At 46.3% G+C, this 17,892-nt stretch carries 23 protein-coding genes; 11 read left to right on the top strand and 12 right to left on the bottom strand.

Features of this window, described 5'->3' with window-relative positions; genetic code table 11:
* The first annotated feature begins 3 nt into the window (after positions 1–3).
* Both A3L04_RS09460 and A3L04_RS09455 read left to right on the top strand, forming a co-directional pair.
* Positions 4–522: a flavin reductase family protein gene (locus A3L04_RS09460; RefSeq protein WP_068577534.1), complete on the top strand. Its 519-nt coding sequence runs from the start codon at positions 4–6 to the stop codon at positions 520–522.
* A 39-nt stretch (positions 523–561) separates the two neighbouring features.
* Positions 562–975, top strand: a complete 414-nt coding sequence (locus tag A3L04_RS09455; RefSeq protein WP_068577532.1) for a secondary thiamine-phosphate synthase enzyme YjbQ — start codon at positions 562–564, stop codon at positions 973–975.
* On the opposite strand, the gene A3L04_RS09450 is transcribed toward A3L04_RS09455, so the two are convergent.
* The 3 genes from A3L04_RS09450 to A3L04_RS09440 form a co-directional block, all read right to left on the bottom strand.
* Positions 950–1,585, bottom strand: a complete 636-nt coding sequence (locus A3L04_RS09450) for a M48 family metallopeptidase (protein WP_068577530.1) — start codon at positions 1,583–1,585, stop codon at positions 950–952. The two genes, A3L04_RS09455 and A3L04_RS09450, sit on opposite strands and share 26 nt — an antisense overlap.
* 135 nt (positions 1,586–1,720) lie before the next feature.
* Complete coding sequence (locus A3L04_RS09445) at positions 1,721–1,909, bottom strand: hypothetical protein (protein ID WP_068577528.1); 189 nt, start codon at positions 1,907–1,909, stop codon at positions 1,721–1,723.
* Between the two features lie 10 nt (positions 1,910–1,919).
* Positions 1,920–2,105 (bottom strand): hypothetical protein, encoded by a 186-nt coding sequence (locus tag A3L04_RS09440; RefSeq protein WP_068577525.1) that lies wholly within the window; start codon positions 2,103–2,105, stop codon positions 1,920–1,922.
* A gap of 77 nt (positions 2,106–2,182) precedes the next feature.
* Between A3L04_RS09440 and trm10 the strand changes: the two genes are divergently transcribed.
* From trm10 to A3L04_RS09415, 6 genes are all read left to right on the top strand, one after another.
* Positions 2,183–3,292, top strand: a complete 1,110-nt coding sequence (gene trm10 / locus A3L04_RS09435) for a tRNA (guanine(9)-/adenine(9)-N1)-methyltransferase (RefSeq protein ID WP_068577523.1) — start codon at positions 2,183–2,185, stop codon at positions 3,290–3,292.
* 79 nt (positions 3,293–3,371) lie between these two features.
* Positions 3,372–3,626, top strand: a complete 255-nt coding sequence (locus tag A3L04_RS09430; protein WP_068577520.1) for an AAA family ATPase — start codon at positions 3,372–3,374, stop codon at positions 3,624–3,626.
* A gap of 82 nt (positions 3,627–3,708) precedes the next feature.
* Complete coding sequence (locus A3L04_RS09425; protein WP_068577518.1) at positions 3,709–4,152, top strand: hypothetical protein; 444 nt, start codon at positions 3,709–3,711, stop codon at positions 4,150–4,152.
* A 215-nt stretch (positions 4,153–4,367) separates the two neighbouring features.
* Positions 4,368–4,583 (top strand): hypothetical protein, encoded by a 216-nt coding sequence (locus A3L04_RS09420; RefSeq protein ID WP_157092419.1) that lies wholly within the window; start codon positions 4,368–4,370, stop codon positions 4,581–4,583.
* A 96-nt stretch (positions 4,584–4,679) separates the two neighbouring features.
* Positions 4,680–4,904 carry a hypothetical protein gene (locus A3L04_RS11035; RefSeq protein ID WP_157092418.1) on the top strand — a complete coding sequence of 75 codons (225 nt, stop codon included), beginning with the start codon at positions 4,680–4,682 and terminating at the stop codon, positions 4,902–4,904.
* A 36-nt stretch (positions 4,905–4,940) separates the two neighbouring features.
* The gene (locus A3L04_RS09415; protein WP_068577514.1) at positions 4,941–7,103 is read left to right on the top strand and encodes an ATP-dependent DNA helicase; all 2,163 of its coding nucleotides are present in this window, start codon (positions 4,941–4,943) and stop codon (positions 7,101–7,103) included.
* Here A3L04_RS09415 and A3L04_RS11320 read toward each other — a convergent pair.
* Positions 7,085–7,615, bottom strand: a complete 531-nt coding sequence (locus A3L04_RS11320; protein ID WP_394326732.1) for a DUF4143 domain-containing protein — start codon at positions 7,613–7,615, stop codon at positions 7,085–7,087. The genes A3L04_RS09415 and A3L04_RS11320 overlap by 19 nt on opposite strands.
* Positions 7,603–7,812, bottom strand: a complete 210-nt coding sequence (locus A3L04_RS11315; protein ID WP_068577508.1) for a hypothetical protein — start codon at positions 7,810–7,812, stop codon at positions 7,603–7,605. The genes A3L04_RS11320 and A3L04_RS11315 overlap by 13 nt, the downstream gene beginning before the upstream one ends.
* Before the next feature lie 122 nt (positions 7,813–7,934).
* Between A3L04_RS11315 and arcC the strand changes: the two genes are divergently transcribed.
* The gene (arcC, locus tag A3L04_RS09405; protein WP_068577506.1) at positions 7,935–8,879 is read left to right on the top strand and encodes a carbamate kinase; all 945 of its coding nucleotides are present in this window, start codon (positions 7,935–7,937) and stop codon (positions 8,877–8,879) included.
* Here the strand turns inward: arcC and A3L04_RS09400 are convergent.
* The 6 genes from A3L04_RS09400 to mmdA all read right to left on the bottom strand — a co-directional run bounded on the left by A3L04_RS09400 (position 8,876) and on the right by mmdA (position 14,170).
* Positions 8,876–9,130, bottom strand: coding sequence for a hypothetical protein (locus A3L04_RS09400; protein WP_068577504.1), 255 nt, complete (start codon positions 9,128–9,130; stop codon positions 8,876–8,878). The two genes, arcC and A3L04_RS09400, sit on opposite strands and share 4 nt — an antisense overlap.
* 74 nt (positions 9,131–9,204) lie before the next feature.
* Complete coding sequence (locus A3L04_RS09395) at positions 9,205–10,503, bottom strand: NAD(P)-dependent malic enzyme (RefSeq protein WP_068577502.1); 1,299 nt, start codon at positions 10,501–10,503, stop codon at positions 9,205–9,207.
* Positions 10,504–10,566: 63 nt separating this feature from the next.
* Entirely contained in the window at positions 10,567–11,769 is a 1,203-nt protein-coding gene (locus tag A3L04_RS09390; RefSeq protein ID WP_068577500.1) for a sodium ion-translocating decarboxylase subunit beta, read from the bottom strand.
* Between the two features lie 5 nt (positions 11,770–11,774).
* Positions 11,775–12,215, bottom strand: coding sequence for an acetyl-CoA carboxylase biotin carboxyl carrier protein subunit (locus A3L04_RS09385; RefSeq protein ID WP_068577498.1), 441 nt, complete (start codon positions 12,213–12,215; stop codon positions 11,775–11,777).
* Positions 12,216–12,217: 2 nt separating this feature from the next.
* The gene (locus tag A3L04_RS09380) at positions 12,218–12,583 is read right to left on the bottom strand and encodes an OadG family protein (RefSeq protein WP_068579531.1); all 366 of its coding nucleotides are present in this window, start codon (positions 12,581–12,583) and stop codon (positions 12,218–12,220) included.
* Positions 12,584–12,601: 18 nt separating this feature from the next.
* Positions 12,602–14,170: a methylmalonyl-CoA decarboxylase subunit alpha gene (mmdA, locus tag A3L04_RS09375; protein WP_068577496.1), complete on the bottom strand. Its 1,569-nt coding sequence runs from the start codon at positions 14,168–14,170 to the stop codon at positions 12,602–12,604.
* 194 nt (positions 14,171–14,364) lie between these two features.
* Here mmdA and A3L04_RS09370 point away from each other — a divergent pair, with 194 nt between their 5' ends.
* The gene (locus A3L04_RS09370; RefSeq protein WP_068577494.1) at positions 14,365–16,134 is read left to right on the top strand and encodes a ribosome biogenesis/translation initiation ATPase RLI; all 1,770 of its coding nucleotides are present in this window, start codon (positions 14,365–14,367) and stop codon (positions 16,132–16,134) included.
* A 42-nt stretch (positions 16,135–16,176) separates the two neighbouring features.
* The gene (locus A3L04_RS09365) at positions 16,177–16,557 is read left to right on the top strand and encodes a RidA family protein (RefSeq protein WP_068577492.1); all 381 of its coding nucleotides are present in this window, start codon (positions 16,177–16,179) and stop codon (positions 16,555–16,557) included.
* Positions 16,558–16,567: 10 nt separating this feature from the next.
* Here the strand turns inward: A3L04_RS09365 and A3L04_RS09360 are convergent, their stop codons facing one another.
* Complete coding sequence (locus A3L04_RS09360; RefSeq protein WP_068577490.1) at positions 16,568–17,833, bottom strand: adenosylhomocysteinase; 1,266 nt, start codon at positions 17,831–17,833, stop codon at positions 16,568–16,570.
* Positions 17,834–17,892: the final 59 nt, after the last annotated feature.

Genomic DNA, 17,892 nt, shown 5'->3' with positions numbered 1-17,892 from the left:
CGGATGCACCCTTACAGGCTTCTCTACCCGATGAGAACCTACCTAGTGATTTCCGGTCATGGCGAAGAGGCAAACGTTATGGCAGCGGACTGGGTTACCATAGTGTCCTATGACCCATTCATGGTTGGCGTGGCAATAGCACCAGAGAGAACAACTCACGGCCTAGTTAAGAAGTACCGTGAATTCGTTATCAGCGTTCCAAGCCTCGAAATGCTTAGGGACGTGTGGATAGCTGGAACAAAGAAGGGGCCCTCAAAGCTCAAGGAGATGTCAATAACCTTAGTTCCCTCAAAGAGCATTAAAGTGCCCAGTATAAAGGAAGCCCTAGCCAACTTGGAGTGCAAGGTTGTTGATGCTAGGGGTTATGGGGATCATACGTGGTTCGTTGGGGAAGTCGTGGGCTACTCCTACAGAGAGGAGGCTTTCAAGGATGGCAAGCCCAACCTCAAGGCGAAGTTCTTGGCTCATTCTGCATGGACAGACTTTGTAACGTTCTGCGAAGAGATATACAAAACCGAATAAACTTTATACGCTTTTCCCCATTTTTATTTGGGTGGTTCTATGAGGGTGGTCAGGAAAGAACTGCACTTCTCGACTAAGGGTGAAATTGATCTTGTGGATATAACGCACGAGGTTGAGAAGTTCGTTGCCGAGAGTGAAATAGCCAATGGACAGGTCTTAATTTTCGTTCCTGGGGCCACTGGAGCTATAATAGCCATAGAGCATGAGGAAGGCCTTTTGGAGGACTTCAAGAGATGGCTTAAGGAGGTCATACCAAAAGAAAGGCCCTACCTCCACAACAGGTTCGATGACAACGCCCACTCCCACCTAAGGGCCACCTTGCTCGGCCCGAGCTTGGTCTTCCCGATAATTGATGGGGAGTTGATGAGGGGTACTTGGCAGCAGATATTCTTCGTTGAGCTAGATACTAGGCCGAGAAGAAGGAGAGTCATACTTCAGGCCATCGGAGAATAGCCCTCCAGAGATCGTTCGCGTGGACTATGAACCACCACTTCTTCAGCTCCCTCCTCTTCTCCTTGTAGTCTGGGTGGAATTTGGAGACTATGGACCAGAACTTTTTGCTGTGCCTCATCTCTATCAGGTGAGCTAATTCGTGCGTCACGAGGTAGTGAAGCAAGTTATGGGGAAGGGCCGCTGAAGCGAGGTTTATCGTTATCGACTTCCTCCACGTTGACGTCCCCCACTTGTTCTTCATTGGGATTATGTAGATCCTTTTAGGCCTTGCACCTATCCTTGGGGATACCTCGTCAACTATCTCCTTAACCTTAGCCCTAAGCTGTTCCCTTATCTCCTCCCTTAGTTTCCCAGGGTCACCATCTAATTCCATGAACTCTCCAAACAGGGGAAAGCCCTTTTTCCCCTGGGTTAGGGCCTCTTCAACGATCTTAAGCTTTGAGAGAATCCATCTTCTCTTTTCAATGAGAACTCTCTCCACTATCCTCTCATCCGGCGTCGTGACGAGCAGGGTTCCGTCTTCGAGGATTCTTATTGTGACATATCTAACTGGTTTAACTTTAACCCTGTATCTAACAGTTTTTCCGTTAAGGTTTACCTCCCCAATCATCTCTTAACCTCCTGAGGACCTCCAAGGGAGTAGTGACGAATATGCCGTCCTTAGCTAGCTTCCTCAAGAATTGACTTTGGAACTTCAACCTCTTGCATCGTGCTTAAAAGCCTCTCGAGGATTAAAGCTATAATCTCAGCTGGCATCTTGGTTTTTCTTTGATATTTCGCCGGAATGTCTTATTATCTCTTCTCTAAGTCCTTTTGGGTAATAAAATGGTATGATAGCCGGAATTATAGTCACGACGTACCTATTGAGGCCACCCTCTCTTATGATAGTTGCAAAAACGACGTTTGAATCAACTACTACTGCAATTTCTTCCATAGTCCCCTATTTACCTTTTCCCAATGGTTATTGCATCTTCAATACTCAACTCGGAGTCAATCGCTATTGCCTCCAGCAGGAGGAGATTCTCAAGAGATGTTATTAACTTTTCAACTGATACCCCCTTCTTCTTTGCGATTTCTTCTATCTCCATTTGGATTGGTATCTTAACGGTTGTTACTGCTTTGGTAGTCATGGGCGTTCTTAAGTAGCCAACCTTTAAAGGAGTTTCGAAGAGGAAGGTTTAAAAACAAACCCTCAATTCGGCCAACGATGAAGAGGCCGGGAGAAATTCTCAGGGAAATCCTGAAGGAGAAAGGAGTTGAGAGCGTTGGAACGCTCTCACGAAAATGGCCGAGTGGGGAGGATATCTACCAAGAATTGGCCTTACTTCTTCTGGAGGGGGATGGAGCGGTAGTTAAACTTAACGAACCCGTTAAGGAATCCTGGGATTTAGAAGGGAGGAAGAAGGGGCCTTCCCTTTACGCTTACGTTAGGTCCTGCATGGTGAATAAGTTTGAAGTAGTGATAAGCGGGGAGGACCTACTGCACAGGTTGCCCGACTATCCCTGGATAATCGTTGACCTCATGTTCTGGGATAAGCACATACCAAAGGAAAAAGGGAAAGTAACCCTCCAGCTCAGGGAAACATATGCCGTTATGAGGAGGATGTTCTGGCCGAGGAAGTTAGCAATAACTTGGGTCAATGAGGAGTTTAAGAGGATGAGCAAGCTACCACTTAATAAGGTTGAGGCCTTTGAAGGATCCACCGCGGAGTTCCTTAAATTGAAGGGAATAGAGAGGGTAGTTCTTCTAGATCCAAACGCCCAGGAAGTTCTATCCCAGGATGATCTGAAAGAGAAGGCGTTTATAATCGGTGGCATAGTGGACATGAAGGGGGACAAGAAAGGAACTACCGCCAAGATCGGAGAGGAGCTGGAGTCTAAAGGCATTGAAATGCTTAGGAGGAAGATAGTCCTGAGGGGAGATATCGTGGGAGTTCCGGATAGGATAAATCACATAGCTGAAATTCTACTCAGAATGCTGTACGGGGAGAATATGGAAAAGGCCATCTTAGCTGTCCAAGCTCCGACACACGCAAGGTGGAGGCTCAGGAAGGAAATTCCAAAGAGGAAGATCCGCTATCTAATAGATGGGAAATTATACCTTGTCGTTGAGAAGGAGCTTTATGACGAGTTAAAGCAGTGGCTTAACATAAGGTGGGAAGACTTCGTCAAGGTTCTCAGGGAAACTGGCATGGTGGCCTTAGAGAGGAGGAGAATTCACCACTTAAACAAGATCTCGGTTTACAGGCTCGATAGGAGCGGGGGCAAGAGGGTTATCCTGCTTAAGAGGGCCGCTCTGCTGTGCTACAATTGTTAGGTATAGTAGATAAATGTTGCGTCATTGTTATTCACTATAGTGGCAAACTTTTATATGCTCCGTGGTTCGAGTTGAAGTCTTGAAAAGAATATTAGTGGATCAGAGGGAAATAATGGAAGAAAAGCTAAAACAAGGTAAGATAATCGAAAGGGAGCTTAAAATTGACCCAAAGTTTCCCCATGCCTACATAATCACGGGTGTTAGGAGGGCGGGAAAGTCCACACTTGCGTTTATTTCATCTCAAAATCCTCTGTACGTGAACTTTGAAGATCCAAATCCCTTGGGTTTTGATATTATAAGATTACATTTTCTTTTGAAAGCCTTCGCCCTTTAGGGCGGGGATTCAGTAATTCTAAAACAGGCTCTTTAAGGGGGAAACGATACTCTTTTAAAGCCTAAAAGCAATACTATGAGGGATGAAAAGGACGGTGACGGTAAAACTCCAAGCCCCGAAAGAAGTTGAAAGAATACCCTTCGAGTTAGCAGTCATTACTGGAAAAGTCTGGAATGAGGTTAATTATCTCAGAATGCGGGATTTTAAGGAGGGCAGGATTGTAGACTTCAACAGGAGTGGGAAGATCGTGTACGAGAAGTATAAGCGTGAGGTTGGCTCTGCCACAGTCCAGCAGGTTTGCAGGAAGAATGCTGATGGTTGGAGGAGTTTCTTCGAGAACCTGGGGAAAATGCGGAGTGGAGAATTCCCCAAGTGGTTCAAGCCCAAACCCCCCGGCTATAGGGAGGAGAATCACCTGATAATCCTGAGGAACGACCAGTATCGGATTGAGGGGAACAAACTGATTCTCAAAGGCCTTGGGAAATTCGGTAGAGTAGAGGTCAGTCCAACTTCTCAAGATTTCTAGGGACCAAAGCCATCTCAATAGCTGATATAACCCCTCAAAAGACCTCACTAAAGTTCATAACAACCAGCAAAGCCTACAAATTTTCCCTAAAGGGAATAGAAGTTAAAGTCAGAAAGACTAGCATAAACGAATTCGTTAGCGATTTCTCGACCCTTATGAGAGTTTTCTCCCAGAACACGAAGAGAGGTATTATAGGTTTTGACGAAGCTCAGATCTTGGCAAGACTGAAGAATTTCGACTTTAGAGGCCTTATTCAGGAAATTATTGACACGTACACGAATATCTCTTTAATCTTCACGGGGTCGATGCTAGGGCTACTGGTTAACTACCTAAATCCGAGTCCAGACAGACATAATTTCATGAGGGGAGCGAGGATAATAACACTTGGACGATGGAGCATCGAGGAGGGTGTGGAGTACCTTAAGAGGTAGAAATGATCCTAGGTTTCCACGGATAGTTGAATCCCTTGGGGGAATCCCTGGGTTTTTGGCTTACTCTGGTCTAACCGCTTTAAACTTGGGCTATCCTTGGCCCCGTACAACAGCTCTATCTACACCTCTATCCTTAAAATCCTCGCTAGACCTGAAGTTCCGCTTAGGGGCTCGGAGATTTACGAATTGCTTGAGGAGAAACCCAAGAGGATGCACCATGTCTACAAGTACTTAAAGAACTTAGAAAAGGCGGGCTTCATAAAGTCAACTGGGAGGAGGTACTGGATAGAGGATCCACTGTTGAAGCTCGCATTGTTGTGAATTTATAAACTCTCCCTACAACATGAGTTGGTTGAAATGAGGGTCGAAGAGCTCAAGGTCAGCGAGAAGGTAAAGATTATCCTCAAGAAAAGGGGAATAGAGGAACTTTATCCACCCCAGGAAGAGGCATTAAAAAGCGGAGTTCTCGAGGGAGAGAACTTACTCGTTGCTATCCCGACGGCGAGCGGTAAAACGCTCATAGCTGAGATAGCCATGGTTAACACCATCCTTAAGGAGGGAGGTAAGGCAGTCTACATAGTTCCCCTCAAGGCCCTAGCTGAAGAGAAGTTTCAGGAGTTCAAGGACTGGGAAGAGATTGGACTAAGGGTAGCAATGGCCACCGGAGATTACGACTCTAGGGATGAGTGGCTTGGGAAATATGATATAATAGTTGCTACAGCGGAAAAGTTTGACTCTCTCTTAAGGCACGGCTCAAGCTGGATTAAGGACGTGAAAGTTCTCGTTGTGGATGAAATTCACCTCTTGGGCTCGAGAGATAGGGGAGCAACTTTGGAGGTAATCTTGACCCACATGCTTGGTAAAGCCCAAATAATCGGTCTCTCCGCCACAATAGGAAATCCAGAGGAGCTTGCTGAATGGCTCAATGCAAAACTCGTCATGAGCGAGTGGAGACCCGTCCAGCTGAGGAGGGGGGTCTTCAATCAGGGCCTCGTGGTATGGGAGGATGGAGACGTTGAGAGGTTCGGTTCTTGGGAGGATTTAGTTTACGATGCGGTAAAGAGAGGTAAAGGGGCCTTAGTGTTCGTGAACATGAGGAGAAAGGCCGAGAGGACTGCCCTTGAACTCTCTAAAAAGGTAAGGTCAATGTTAACGAGGGGAGAACTGAGGAAGCTCAAGGAGCTTGCCAGTTCTTTGGAGGAAAATCCGACCAATGAAAAGCTCGCCAAAGCACTCCAAGGTGGCGTTGCCTTCCATCACGCAGGTTTAGGGAGGGAGGAGAGGGTTCTCGTGGAGAACAACTTTAGGGCCGGGCTGATAAAGGTAGTTGTTGCAACCCCAACCCTGGCCGCGGGAATAAACACGCCAGCATTCAGGGTGATAATTAGGGATACTTGGAGGTATTCCGACTTTGGGATGGAGAGGATTCCCATCCTTGAGGTACAGCAAATGATGGGTAGGGCGGGAAGGCCGAAATACGATGAGAGGGGCGAGGCCATAATAGTTTCCACCACGGAGAGTTCTGGGGATGTTATAGCCCACTACATAAAGGGAAAGCCCGAGAAGCTATTTTCCCAGCTCTCGAATGAGAGCAACCTCAGAGGTCAAGTCCTCGCTTTAATAGCCACCTTCGGTTATAGAACCTTCAGGGATATCCTGGAGTTCATCAATAGGACGTTCTACGCTTACCAGAGGAAGGATGTCTACTCGATAGAGGCGAAGATAAAGGAAATCCTATACTTTCTCATAGAGAACGAGTTTGTTGACTTAACACTAGAGGACGAGATAGTTCCCCTGCCCCTTGGGATGAGAACCGCAAAGCTCTACATAGACCCACTGACCGCGAAGACGTTCAAGGACTTCCTGCCCTATATGGAGAAGGATCCCAGCCCCGTGGGAATATTCCACGTAATAGCTTTAACTCCGGACATGACCCCAGTTTCCTACTCTAAGCGGGAGCTCTCAAAGCTCGAGGAGGAGTACTACAGCTTGAGGGACAGGATATATGCTGACGATCCTTATCTCGCTTATGATCCCTATTACGAGAAAAAGTTTTTCAGGGCCTTTAAGACCGCCCTTATCCTTAACGCTTGGATAAATGAAGTTTCGGAAGCTGATATAACTGAGAGATTCTCAGTAGAGCCTGGGGACATCTACAGGCTAGTTGAAACGGCTGAGTGGCTCGTCTACTCTCTAAGGGAGATGGCCAAAGTCCTGGGGGCATCCCAAGATCTTATTGACTATCTTGAAAGATTAAGGGTGAGGGTTAAACATGGGGTAAGGGAGGAGCTGATTCCGCTCATGGAGCTACCGATGGTTGGAAGGAAGAGGGCGAGGGCCCTATACAACGCTGGATTTAGGGACTTGGAGAGCATATCTAAGGCAATGCCCAAGGATCTGCTCAGAATAGAGGGGATAGGGGCTAAGACCGTAGAAGCAATATTTAAGCACCTTGGGAGAGATGTAAAGATCTTGGAGAAGCCGAAGAAGAACACCTTAGACTACTTTTTGAGGCCATAGAGGTAAAGGGCTGTTGGAATAACATCTTCACCGAGCTCGTCCTTAGAGAGATAAATCACGGGAAATCCGTATTTCCTCTTCTTAACCCTTCCATACTTAACTTCTATCCCGAAGAACCCTCTATCCTTAATCACTAGGTCACATTCTTTTGTCTGGTCATAGTAGAAACCGACAAATGAGTGCTTTTCCTTTATGATTGGCCTTTCCATTGACCATATCACATGAGTTATGGCGGTGTGTTCAACTAGCCACTCGATATTCTCCTCAATAAACTCCAGCGGATCTTCACCGAGGTACACTGCCAGGGATACCGCTATAAGGGGGCTTTGGAATACTATCTTCTTCTCTTTTCTGTGAGCATGTTTCTTCTTACTTATGTCCCAGGCTTCAAGGACGTATATCAGCCTGGCGCTCTCAAGCACTGATAGGTACTCTCTAACGGTCATGTGTGAGACGTTTATCTTCCTTGCGAGTGTTATAAAATCAGTCCTGTTTCCCTTTAGCTCAAAGATTTCCTCAAGTAGCTCCCTAGCGGTCTCCTCATTTTTCCGGCCTTGGCTATCTCTCCCAAGAAAAGCCTAATAAGCTCCTCGTATCTCTCCTCCTTAACGTTTCCAGCTTCTTTTATAATCTTAATGGCATCAGAAAATTTTCGGATTTTTCTGAATGAACTACCCAGTTCATTGAGTTTAAATTTGATGTTTATCAATTTATATTTTTAACATTGTAGTCCAGAAGGAAGGTAAATTCCGCATAATCTTCAGGATTTGATATTTTATGACTAACAAAGGCTTTTATTTAAGCCCTTCCAACTAATTTTGGTGGTGTTTCGTGCCTAAGAGAGTTGTTATAGCCCTTGGCGGTAATGCCCTTCAGCAGAGAGGGCAAAAGGGGACTTATGAGGAGATGATGGAGAACGTTAAGAAGACCGCGAGGCAGATAGCGGAGATAATCGCGAGAGGTTACGAGGTTGTAATAACTCACGGTAACGGTCCCCAGGTTGGAACCCTACTCTTACACATGGATGCTGGTCAAATGGTTCATGGAATTCCAGCCCAGCCGATGGATGTTGCTGGAGCAATGACGCAGGGGTGGATAGGATACATGATACAGCAGGCTTTGAAAAACGAGCTTGAGAAGAGGGGAATAAAGAGAGATGTTGTTACAATAGTAACTCAGACAATCGTTGATAAGAATGACCCCGCTTTTGAGAATCCAACTAAGCCCGTTGGCCCGTTTTACGATGAAGAAACTGCCAAAAAGCTTGCAAGAGAGAAGGGCTGGGTGGTTAAGGAAGATGCTGGAAGGGGCTGGAGGAGGGTTGTCCCGAGTCCAGATCCAAAGGCCCACGTTGAGGCAGAGGTTATAAAGAAACTCGTCGAGGCTGGCGTTATAGTTATAGCGAGCGGTGGCGGGGGAGTTCCGGTAATCCAAGAGAACGGAGAGATAAAGGGTGTTGAGGCGGTAATAGACAAGGATCTTGCTGGAGAGAGGTTGGCCGAGGAGGTTAACGCTGACATCTTCATGATCTTGACGGACGTCAATGGTGCAGCCCTGTACTATGGAACCGAGAAGGAGACTTGGCTTAGGGAGGTAAAAGTGGAGGAGATGGAGAGGTACTACAACGAAGGCCACTTCAAGGCTGGAAGCATGGGGCCTAAGGTTCTAGCCGCGATAAGGTTCGTGAGATGGGGTGGGGAGAGGGCAATAATAGCTAGCCTTGATAGGGCTGTGGAAGCTTTAGAGGGGAAAACTGGGACCCAGGTTATTCCTTAAGGTCTTTTTCCATACTTATCATCGTAGAAGTACTTTGCCATTGCTTTTGCATAGGCATCCCAGTATTTGCTCCTGAACAAGAAGGTGTATACTGCCCCTACTACAAACATTACAATTGTGAAAGTTGGATACTTCTTTAGTAGTATCACGAACCCATAGAGGAAGGGGCCAAACACTATCCCCAGGGCTATAATAAATATCAGAGCGAGCAATTTGTATCCATATCTCTCCATGAACAGGGCAAAGTCCATTACAATTCACCACCAAGAGTTTTAGTGAAAGCCCCTTAAATATTTTACCTAAAAATCTAAAAATAGTACAATAGTCAAAAGTCATTTCTAATTTCATTAATTGGTGCTATGAACTTCTGGTAGAACTCTCTCAGCTTTCTAGTATGCTCCTCGATCCACTCCCCTTTGACTTTCCTTCTTGCAACCCCATCTTTGATTGCCTGTTCGGCAACTGCTCTAGCTTCCTTTGGATAAACATCGGGATGCAGAGGAGAGGGGATTATGTTTTCTTCACTTAGCTCATCATCAGGAATTACGGATGCTATTGCATTTGCGGCAGCAATGTTCATGTTGAGAGTTATGTCCCTCGCCTTAACATCCAGAGCCCCTCTGAAAATTCCTGGGAACCCGAGAACGTTGTTTATCTGGTTTGGAAAGTCGCTTCTTCCCGTTGCTACTATTCTCGCTCCTGCCTTTTTAGCTTCGTCGGGCATAATTTCCGGGACTGGATTCGCCATGGCGAATACTATCGCGTCATCTGCCATCCTTTTAACCATCTCGGGAGTGACTATTCCTCCAACACTAACACCAATAAATACGTCCGCACCTTCCATAGCCTTGGCCAAGTCACCCTCAATACCGTGAATGTTGTACTTGGCTATCTCCCTCTTGTATGGATTCAAGTCATCTCTCCCTTCATGGATTATCCCCTTTCTGTCAACGGCAATAATTTCCTTAACGCCAACATGATAGAGTATCTTGGCTATCGCAATTCCTGCAGCTCCAGCACCGCTAATTGCCACCTTTATCTCACTAAATTTCTTGCCAACGATCTTTAATGCATTGATTAAGCCCGCGAGGGTTACCACTGCAGTGCCATGCTGGTCATCGTGGAATACTGGAATATCTAGTTCTTCCTTTAGCCTCTGCTCTATCTCAAAACATCTTGGAGCTGAAATGTCTTCAAGGTTTATGCCTCCAAACCCCTTGGAAATCAGCTTTACCGTTTCAACTATTTTATCGACGTCTTTGGTGTCTATTAGGATCGGGAATGCATCAACTCCTGCTAGAGCCTTGAAGAGAACGCATTTGCCTTCCATAACGGGCATTCCAGCTAAGACCCCTATATCACCGAGACCAAGGATTGCTGAACCGTCAGTAACTACGGCAACAGTATTTGGGATTATCGTATACTCATCGGGATCCTCACCGTCTCTAATGGCCTTGCAGGGCTCTGCAACTCCCGGTGTATACGCTAAGCTTAGATGGTAAAAGTTCTTGAGCGGAACCTTTGGGATTACTTCGATTTTACCGTTCCCGGGAAAGTTATTTCTGTGGAACTCAAGAGCATCCTGGGGTAGTCTTCTTCTCTCCTCATCACTAAGTCTTGACATATTAAATCCCTAGAAAAGTAGGGCTTTGGGTTATAATGGTTTATCTAATGAAAAGAAAAGAAGTCAGCCGAGGGCCGATAAGAAAACTCCAGCAACAACGGCCGTACCTATAACTCCGGCAACGTTTGGCCCCATGGCATGCATTAGTATGAAGTTCCCTGGGTCTTCCTCACTTGCGAGTTTTTGAACGACCCTCGCTGACATTGGAACTGCAGAAACTCCTGCAGCACCAATCATTGGGTTGATCTTTCCACCTGAGAGCTTCATCATAAGCTTCCCAAAGAGCACACCACCAGCTGTTGCCGAGGCAAAGGCCACGATTCCTAGCCCCAGGATCATCAGAGTCTTAGCTGTAAGGAAGCTTTCTGCTCTCATAGTTGATCCTACACCGAGCCCCAGGAATATCGTAACTATGTTCATCAGCTCTTCCTGGGCTGCCTTGCTGAGCCTCTGAACGACACCGCTCTCCCTGAATAAGTTCCCTATCATCAGCATTCCTATAAGTGGGGCAGCTGAGGGAACGAGTAATCCGATGACGATCATGCTTGCAATTGGGAAGAGTATCTTCTCCCTCTTTGAGACGGGTCTTAGCTGTTCCATTCTAATCCTTCTTTCTTCGGGAGTTGTTAGGGCTTTGATGACCGGGGGCTGGATTAGTGGCACGAGGCTCATATAACTATAGGCAGCAACCGCGGTTGCTGAGAGTATGTGTGGAGCGAGCTTGGTCGTTAGGTATATTGTAGTTGGTCCATCGGCACCTCCAATGATGCCAATTGATGCTGCCTCTTTGAGGTCGAAGCCCAAGAGTATTGCAGCAAGCATCGCAACGAACACTCCAATCTGGGCTGCAGCGCCAAGTAAGGCCGTCTTTGGATCGGCAATCATTGGGCCGAAGTCTGTCATTGCTCCTAATCCGAAAAATATAAGCAATGGCACTACCTCGGTCTTTATCAGGAGATAGTAGATCAAGTCAAATATCCCTGGGGGTCCGTAGTGCTGGTTCATGTACTTCACGGTCTCAAAGATGTTTCCCTGTATGTCGGGAGGTAGCTGGGGCGCTAGCGGCCAGTTTGCTAAATGAGAAAAAGGAAGATTAACTAGCACTGCACTAATTCCAATGGGTAGCAGGAGTAGGGGTTCCATTTTATACCTTATTGCAAGATAAACTAGTGTTAGTCCGACGATTATCATTACAATATTCCCTACAGTTAAATGGAGAAGTCCCATATGGTTAAAGAAATCTGCTAAAGCCTGTTCAAGTCCCATTGGCATCACCCTAGCTCTATTAAAGGTGTTCCCGTGTCTACAGTCTCTCCCTCTTTGACGAGGATTTTCTTAACGACACCATCTCTAGGTGCAGGGATTTCGTTCTCCATTTTCATAGCCTCTAGGATCAAAAGGCCTTGGCCAATCTTCACTTGTTGGCCCTCTTGAACCAAGATCTTCAAGATCTTTCCTGGCATTGGGGCAGTAACAACGTTCTCTGAAACTTGGACAGGTTGGGCTGGGGTTGGTGTCGCTACAGGTGTAGGGGTTGCTACAGGAGCTGGGGTTGGCGCCTGGACTTGAGGAGAGGTTGGAATTTTTATTCCTAAGTCCTTGGCCTCGACTTCGTAAGTTTCCCCTCCCAGGATGACCCTAAACTTCCCCGGCATTATCTCTTCCACTTCTACCTCATACTCCTCTCCGTTAATTACCACCTTAACTTTCATCCTCACCACTTCCCGATTTCATAGTTGAAATTCTCAACTTCTTCAACATACGTAGTTAATCCGGACAACCACCAGTTCTGAGAGGGTTTTCTTTTAATAGGAACCTCCTTCGGTCTCTTCTGGCTTAGATAAGCCATTATTGCTGCGGTTATTATTGCAATCTTCTTCTCGTCCAAACCCTTTTCTTCTTTAACTTCTTCTCTCTTCTCAGCAGGTTTTTCCTCTATATTCTTGGGCTTCTCCTTTTCAACTAGCCTTTTTTCACTCCAGCCTATCCCGTACATTACAATAGCAAGAATTGAGAGGACTGCAAAGACCACCGTAACGCCTAGGACGGTAATGTATAACCCCTCAAGGAACTCCGCCATGGAGATCATGCTCCCACCTCAGAGCGGAATGTTGCCGTGCTTCTTTGGAGGTAACTTAACCCTCTTGTTCTCCAGGGCCTCTAATGCCATAACTATCTTAGCTCTAGTTTCAGCCGGATCAATCACGTCATCAATGTACCCTCTTGAGGCAGCTACATATGGGTTGGCGAACTTCTCCCTGTACTCTTGAATCTTCTGCTTCCTGAACTCTTCAGGATTCTCGGCCTTTGCAATCTCCTTCCTGAAGATAATGTTTGCAGCGCCCTCTGGCCCCATGACTGCTATCTCAGCTGTCGGCCACGCGAATACGAAGTCAGCCCCAAGGTGCTTTGATCCCATCGCAAGGTACGCTCCACCATAGGCCTTTCTCAGGATTATCGTAACCATCGGAACCGTCGCCTCAGCATATGCATAGAGAACCTTTGCACCGTGCCTAATTATTCCCCTGCTCTCTTGGTCAACTCCGGGGAGGTAGCCTGGGACATCTACAAATGTTACGATTGGAATGTTGAACGCATCACAGAACCTCACGAATCTCGCGATCTTATCGCTTGAGTCTATGTCAAGAACTCCCGCCAAGTGTATTGGGTTGTTTGCTACTATCCCCACTGTCTGCCCATTTATTCTTCCGAAGCCTATTACCGCATTAGGTGCAAAGTAGGGCTGTAGCTCAAGGAAGTCTGGGTTACCGTTCTCATCTCTATCTACAATTGAGTAAATTACCTGTCTAACATCGTAACCCTTGTTTGGATCATCTGGAACTACTTCATATAATTCAGGAGTTCTCCTAAAGGGATCGTCCTTTGGCTTGATCCTGGGCGGCTTTTCCATGTTGTTTGATGGTAAATAGCTCAGCAACCTCTTTATTAGCGCGATTACCTCTTCATCGCTCTTTCCGATGAGATGGGCCTGCCCGCTCTTCTGAGCATGAACCATTGCTCCACCTAACTGAACGGGAGTAACCTCAACTCCAGTTACGGCCTTGACAACCTGAGGACCAGTGATGAACATGAAGGTTGCAGGGTTGTCGACCATTAGAATGAAATCACCTATGGCTGGGCTGTAAACTGCACCACCAGCACAAGGTCCCATGATTGCAGTAATCTGGGGAACGACTCCGCTTAAAATTGTGTTCATCTTGAATATCTCACCATACCCCTTTAGGGAATCGACTCCTTCTTGTATTCTGGCTCCTCCGGAGTCATTGAGACCTATTACTGGTGCCCCTGCCTCCAAGGCTAGTTCCATAATTCTCTTGATCTTCATAGCGTGCATTTCTCCTAGGGATCCCCCCATTACCGTGAAGTCCTGGGCATAAACGAACACCAACCTTCCATCTACCGTTCCGTAGCCAGTAATGACACCATCTGCCGGGAGATCTCTCTTGTCCATACCGAACTCAGTTGCCCTGTGCTTAACGAACATTCCAATCTCAACGAAGCTTCCTGGGTCAAGTAGAAGTTCAATCCTTTCCCTAGCAGTGAGCTTGCCCTTATCGTGTTGCTTCTTTATAGCCTCCTCTCCCCCCATCTGCATTATCTTCTTCCTTTTCTCGTAGAGCTCCTTAACTTTCTCTTCCATGCTCATGAGCATACCCCCGGAGAGTCTGGGTTGATATTTGTAAAGTTGCTTAAAAGCATTTTTATCGCCATGAAACAATGTATGCACTCCTACATTCCCTCAAATTCCATTATAGCAATTGCTGTATTCTCTTTAAACGAATGTCGAATTTTGGATGATCTTTTTAAATCAACATTAGAAAAAGCCCAGGGGGATGGAAAGTGAGAATTGCGGTCATCGATTATGATAAGTGTAACCCCGATAAGTGCGGTCACTTCCTATGCGAGAGGGTCTGTCCTGTGAACAGGATGGGTGGGGAGGCAATAATAATAGATGAGGAGAACTACAAGCCTATAATCCAAGAGACGAGCTGTACGGGCTGTGGAATATGTGTCCACAAGTGTCCCTTCAACGCAATAAGCATAGTGAATCTGCCGGAGCAACTTGAAGAGAACTGTGTCCACCGCTACGGGATCAATGCCTTCGTCCTATACAGGCTACCCGTGGTCAAGGACGGTATGGTCGTTGGAATAGTCGGGCCAAACGGAACTGGAAAAACTACCGCAGTGAAGATACTTGCTGGGCAACTCATCCCCAACCTCTGCGGAGATAATGACAGCTGGGAGGGAGTTATTAAGGCATTCAGAGGCAATGAGTTGCAGAACTACTTTGAGAGGCTTAAGAATGGCGAGATAAAACCCGTCGTTAAGCCTCAGTATGTGGATTTAATACCAAAAGCCGTTAAGGGAAAAGTCAGGGATCTGTTGAAGAAGGCAGATGAAACCGGTAAGTTTGATGAGGTCGTTAGGGTCTTAGAATTAGAGAACGTTCTTGACAGGGATATACAGCATTTGTCAGGTGGTGAGTTGCAGAGGGTGGCGATTGCTGCTGCCCTGTTAAGGAACGCTCACTTTTACTTCTTCGATGAACCTTCAAGCTATCTTGACATAAGGCAGAGGTTGAACGTTGCGAGAGCCATAAGGAAGTTAGCAGATAATGGAAAATCCGTCTTGGTAGTTGAGCACGATCTGGCAGTTCTTGACTACCTAAGTGATATAATCCACGTAGTTTACGGTGAACCCGGAGTTTATGGAATATTCTCTCAGCCAAAGGGCACGAGGAACGGAATTAACGAGTTCCTCAGAGGGTACCTGAAGGACGAGAACGTTAGATTCAGGCCTTACGAGATAAAGTTCACTAAGACAAGCGAGAGGGTTGAGATTGAGAGGGAAGTCCTAGTTGAGTATCCAAGGCTTGTAAAAGATTATGGCAGCTTCAGGCTTGAAGTTGAGCCCGGTGAGATAAGGAAGGGAGAGGTTATAGGAATAGTTGGGCCGAACGGTATAGGGAAAACAACTTTTGTAAAGATACTTGCTGGAGTTGAAGAACCGACAGAAGGTAAAATAGAGTGGGATTTGACTGTAGCCTACAAGCCCCAGTACATCAAAGCCGAATACGAAGGAACTGTATATGAGCTTTTGAGCAAGATAGACTCCTCAAAGCTCAACAGTAACTTCTACAAGACTGAGCTCCTTAAACCATTAGGGATCCCGGATCTATACGATAGGGAAGTGAATGAGCTCTCGGGTGGTGAGTTGCAGAGGGTTGCTATAGCTGCAACCCTTCTCAGGGATGCGGACATTTACCTTCTAGATGAGCCCTCAGCTTACCTTGACGTCGAGCAGAGACTTGCCGTTTCTAGGGCCATAAGGCATCTAATGGAGAAGAACGAGAAAACGGCTTTAGTGGTTGAACATGACGTTCTCATGATAGACTACGTCAGCGACAGGCTAATGGTCTTTGAAGGAGAGCCGGGGAAATATGGAAAAGCCCTACCACCAATGAGAATGAGGGAAGGAATGAATAGGTTCCTTGCTTCGGTAGGAATAACTTTCAGGAGAGATCCAGACACCGGAAGGCCAAGGGCAAACAAGGAGGGCTCGGTAAAGGACAGAGAGCAGAAGGAGAAGGGAGAGTACTACTATGTCTAAACATTTTTATTTTCCTCCTATAAAATACATTTGGTGGTTCTCATGAGGGAGGTAGTTTTTACTGAGAAGGCCCCAAAACCAATTGGCCCCTACAGCCAAGCAATAAAAGCCGGAAACTTTCTCTTCATTGCGGGACAGATACCAATTGACCCTGAGACTGGAGAGCTAGTGAAGGGAGATATAAAGGAGCAGACGAGGAGAGTTCTTGAAAACATAAAGGCGATACTTGAGGCCGCTGGCTATACTTTAAATGATGTAGTGAAAGTCACTGTCTATTTAAAGAACATGGATGACTTTGCAGCAATGAATGAAGTTTATGCGGAGTACTTTGGGGAATCTAGACCTGCAAGAGTTGCTGTAGAAGTTGCAAGGCTCCCTAAGGATGTTTTAATAGAGATTGAGGCAATAGCACATAAGGAGTAAGAAGGAGAGGTTAAGTCCCGTGCTCCCAGCTCTCTAGATATTTCTTTTGTTCTTCAGTAAGTTCTTCTATCTTTATCCCCATGGATTCGAGCTTTATCCTAGCTACCATCTCGTCTATCTCCCTGGGGAGAACATAAACCCTTGGCTCCAGCCTTTCGTGGTTCTCCTTTATATACTCGGCCGCTTTAGCCTGCAAGGCAAAGCTCATGTCCATAATTTCCGCAGGATGGCCGTCAGCAGCGACAAGATTGACAAGCCTTCCTTCGGCGAGGAGGTAAAGCCTTCTCCCATCTTTAAGCTTGTATTCTGTTATGTTCGGCCTTGGATTGCTAATCTCAACGGCCAATTCCTCGAGGTCAGGCTTCCATATCTCCACGTCGAAGTGGCCCGCGTTGGCCATTATGGCTCCATCCTTCATCAGCTCAAAGTGCTCCCTGCGGATGCACTTTATGTTCCCAGTCGCCGTTATGAATATATCCCCAATCTTTGCTGCTTCTTTCATGTCCATAACAAAAAATCCGTCCATTCTAGCTTCTAATGCCCTAATCGGATCAACTTCGACTACTATCACAGTTGCACCAAGGCCCCTCGCCCTCATGGCAATTCCCCTGCCGCACCAACCATAACCAACGACAACGACGTTTTTTCCGGCAACTAAAAGGTTAGTGGTTCTTATTATCCCGTCCCAAGTAGACTGTCCGGTTCCATAGCGATTGTCAAAAAGATACTTAGTGTAGGAATCGTTCACTGCAATAATTGGGAACCTTAGCACGCCATCTCTCTCCATCGCCCTCAGCCTTATCACTCCAGTAGTTGTTTCCTCGCTAGCTCCCCAGATTTCATCTATCAGCTCCGTCCTTTCCCTGTGGACTAAGCTTATCATGTCTGCTCCATCATCTATGATGATGTTTGGCCTGATGTCCAAGGCTCTGTGCATATTCTCATAATATTCCTCTCTACTTTCCCCTCTTATTGCGTAAACTTTAACCCCTGCCTCTGCTAATGCAGCAACAACGTCATCCTGTGTGCTTAGGGGATTACTGGCTGTAGCTGAGACTTCTGCACCTCCAGCTTTCAGCGTTAACAATAAGAAAGCAGTCTTCATCTCGAGGTGAAGAGTTGCTGCAATCCTAACTCCTTTGAATGGCTTCCTTTTCTCGAAGTCCTTTCTTATAAGCTGGAGAACGGGCATGAACCTCGAGACCCAATCAATTTTTTTCCAGCCTTCAGGGGCGAGCTCTATGTCCTTAACACAGTAATCTTTCGTGCAGTTCATACTATCACCTTTTTCAGTTCTTGATTATCAGTTTAAAATTATGATGGGAACTAAATTGA

This window comes from Thermococcus chitonophagus (genome assembly GCF_002214605.1).
GTDB classification, from domain to species: Archaea; Methanobacteriota_B; Thermococci; order Thermococcales; family Thermococcaceae; genus Pyrococcus; species Pyrococcus chitonophagus.
Note: the sequence above shows the minus strand (reverse complement) of the source record. Positions and strands in the feature narration are given on the sequence as shown.

Bases quoted from the DNA above. Each gene is read 5' to 3' on its own strand.
- A3L04_RS09395 (WP_068577502.1), bottom strand. From the start codon at position 10,503: ATGTCAAGACTTAGTGATGAGGAGAGAAGAAGACTACCCCAGGATGCT.
- A3L04_RS09445 (WP_068577528.1), bottom strand. From the start codon at position 1,909: ATGGAAGAAATTGCAGTAGTAGTTGATTCAAACGTCGTTTTTGCAACT.
- A3L04_RS09415 (WP_068577514.1), top strand. From the start codon at position 4,941: ATGAGGGTCGAAGAGCTCAAGGTCAGCGAGAAGGTAAAGATTATCCTC.
- A3L04_RS09440 (WP_068577525.1), bottom strand. From the start codon at position 2,105: ATGACTACCAAAGCAGTAACAACCGTTAAGATACCAATCCAAATGGAG.
- A3L04_RS09450 (WP_068577530.1), bottom strand. From the start codon at position 1,585: ATGATTGGGGAGGTAAACCTTAACGGAAAAACTGTTAGATACAGGGTT.
- mmdA (WP_068577496.1), bottom strand. From the start codon at position 14,170: ATGAGCATGGAAGAGAAAGTTAAGGAGCTCTACGAGAAAAGGAAGAAG.
- trm10 (WP_068577523.1), top strand. From the start codon at position 2,183: ATGAAGAGGCCGGGAGAAATTCTCAGGGAAATCCTGAAGGAGAAAGGA.
- A3L04_RS09385 (WP_068577498.1), bottom strand. From the start codon at position 12,215: ATGAAAGTTAAGGTGGTAATTAACGGAGAGGAGTATGAGGTAGAAGTG.
- A3L04_RS09425 (WP_068577518.1), top strand. From the start codon at position 3,709: ATGAAAAGGACGGTGACGGTAAAACTCCAAGCCCCGAAAGAAGTTGAA.
- A3L04_RS09380 (WP_068579531.1), bottom strand. From the start codon at position 12,583: ATGGCGGAGTTCCTTGAGGGGTTATACATTACCGTCCTAGGCGTTACG.
- A3L04_RS09365 (WP_068577492.1), top strand. From the start codon at position 16,177: ATGAGGGAGGTAGTTTTTACTGAGAAGGCCCCAAAACCAATTGGCCCC.
- A3L04_RS09455 (WP_068577532.1), top strand. From the start codon at position 562: ATGAGGGTGGTCAGGAAAGAACTGCACTTCTCGACTAAGGGTGAAATT.
- A3L04_RS09360 (WP_068577490.1), bottom strand. From the start codon at position 17,833: ATGAACTGCACGAAAGATTACTGTGTTAAGGACATAGAGCTCGCCCCT.
- A3L04_RS09460 (WP_068577534.1), top strand. From the start codon at position 4: ATGCACCCTTACAGGCTTCTCTACCCGATGAGAACCTACCTAGTGATT.
- A3L04_RS09400 (WP_068577504.1), bottom strand. From the start codon at position 9,130: ATGGACTTTGCCCTGTTCATGGAGAGATATGGATACAAATTGCTCGCT.
- A3L04_RS09390 (WP_068577500.1), bottom strand. From the start codon at position 11,769: ATGGGACTTGAACAGGCTTTAGCAGATTTCTTTAACCATATGGGACTT.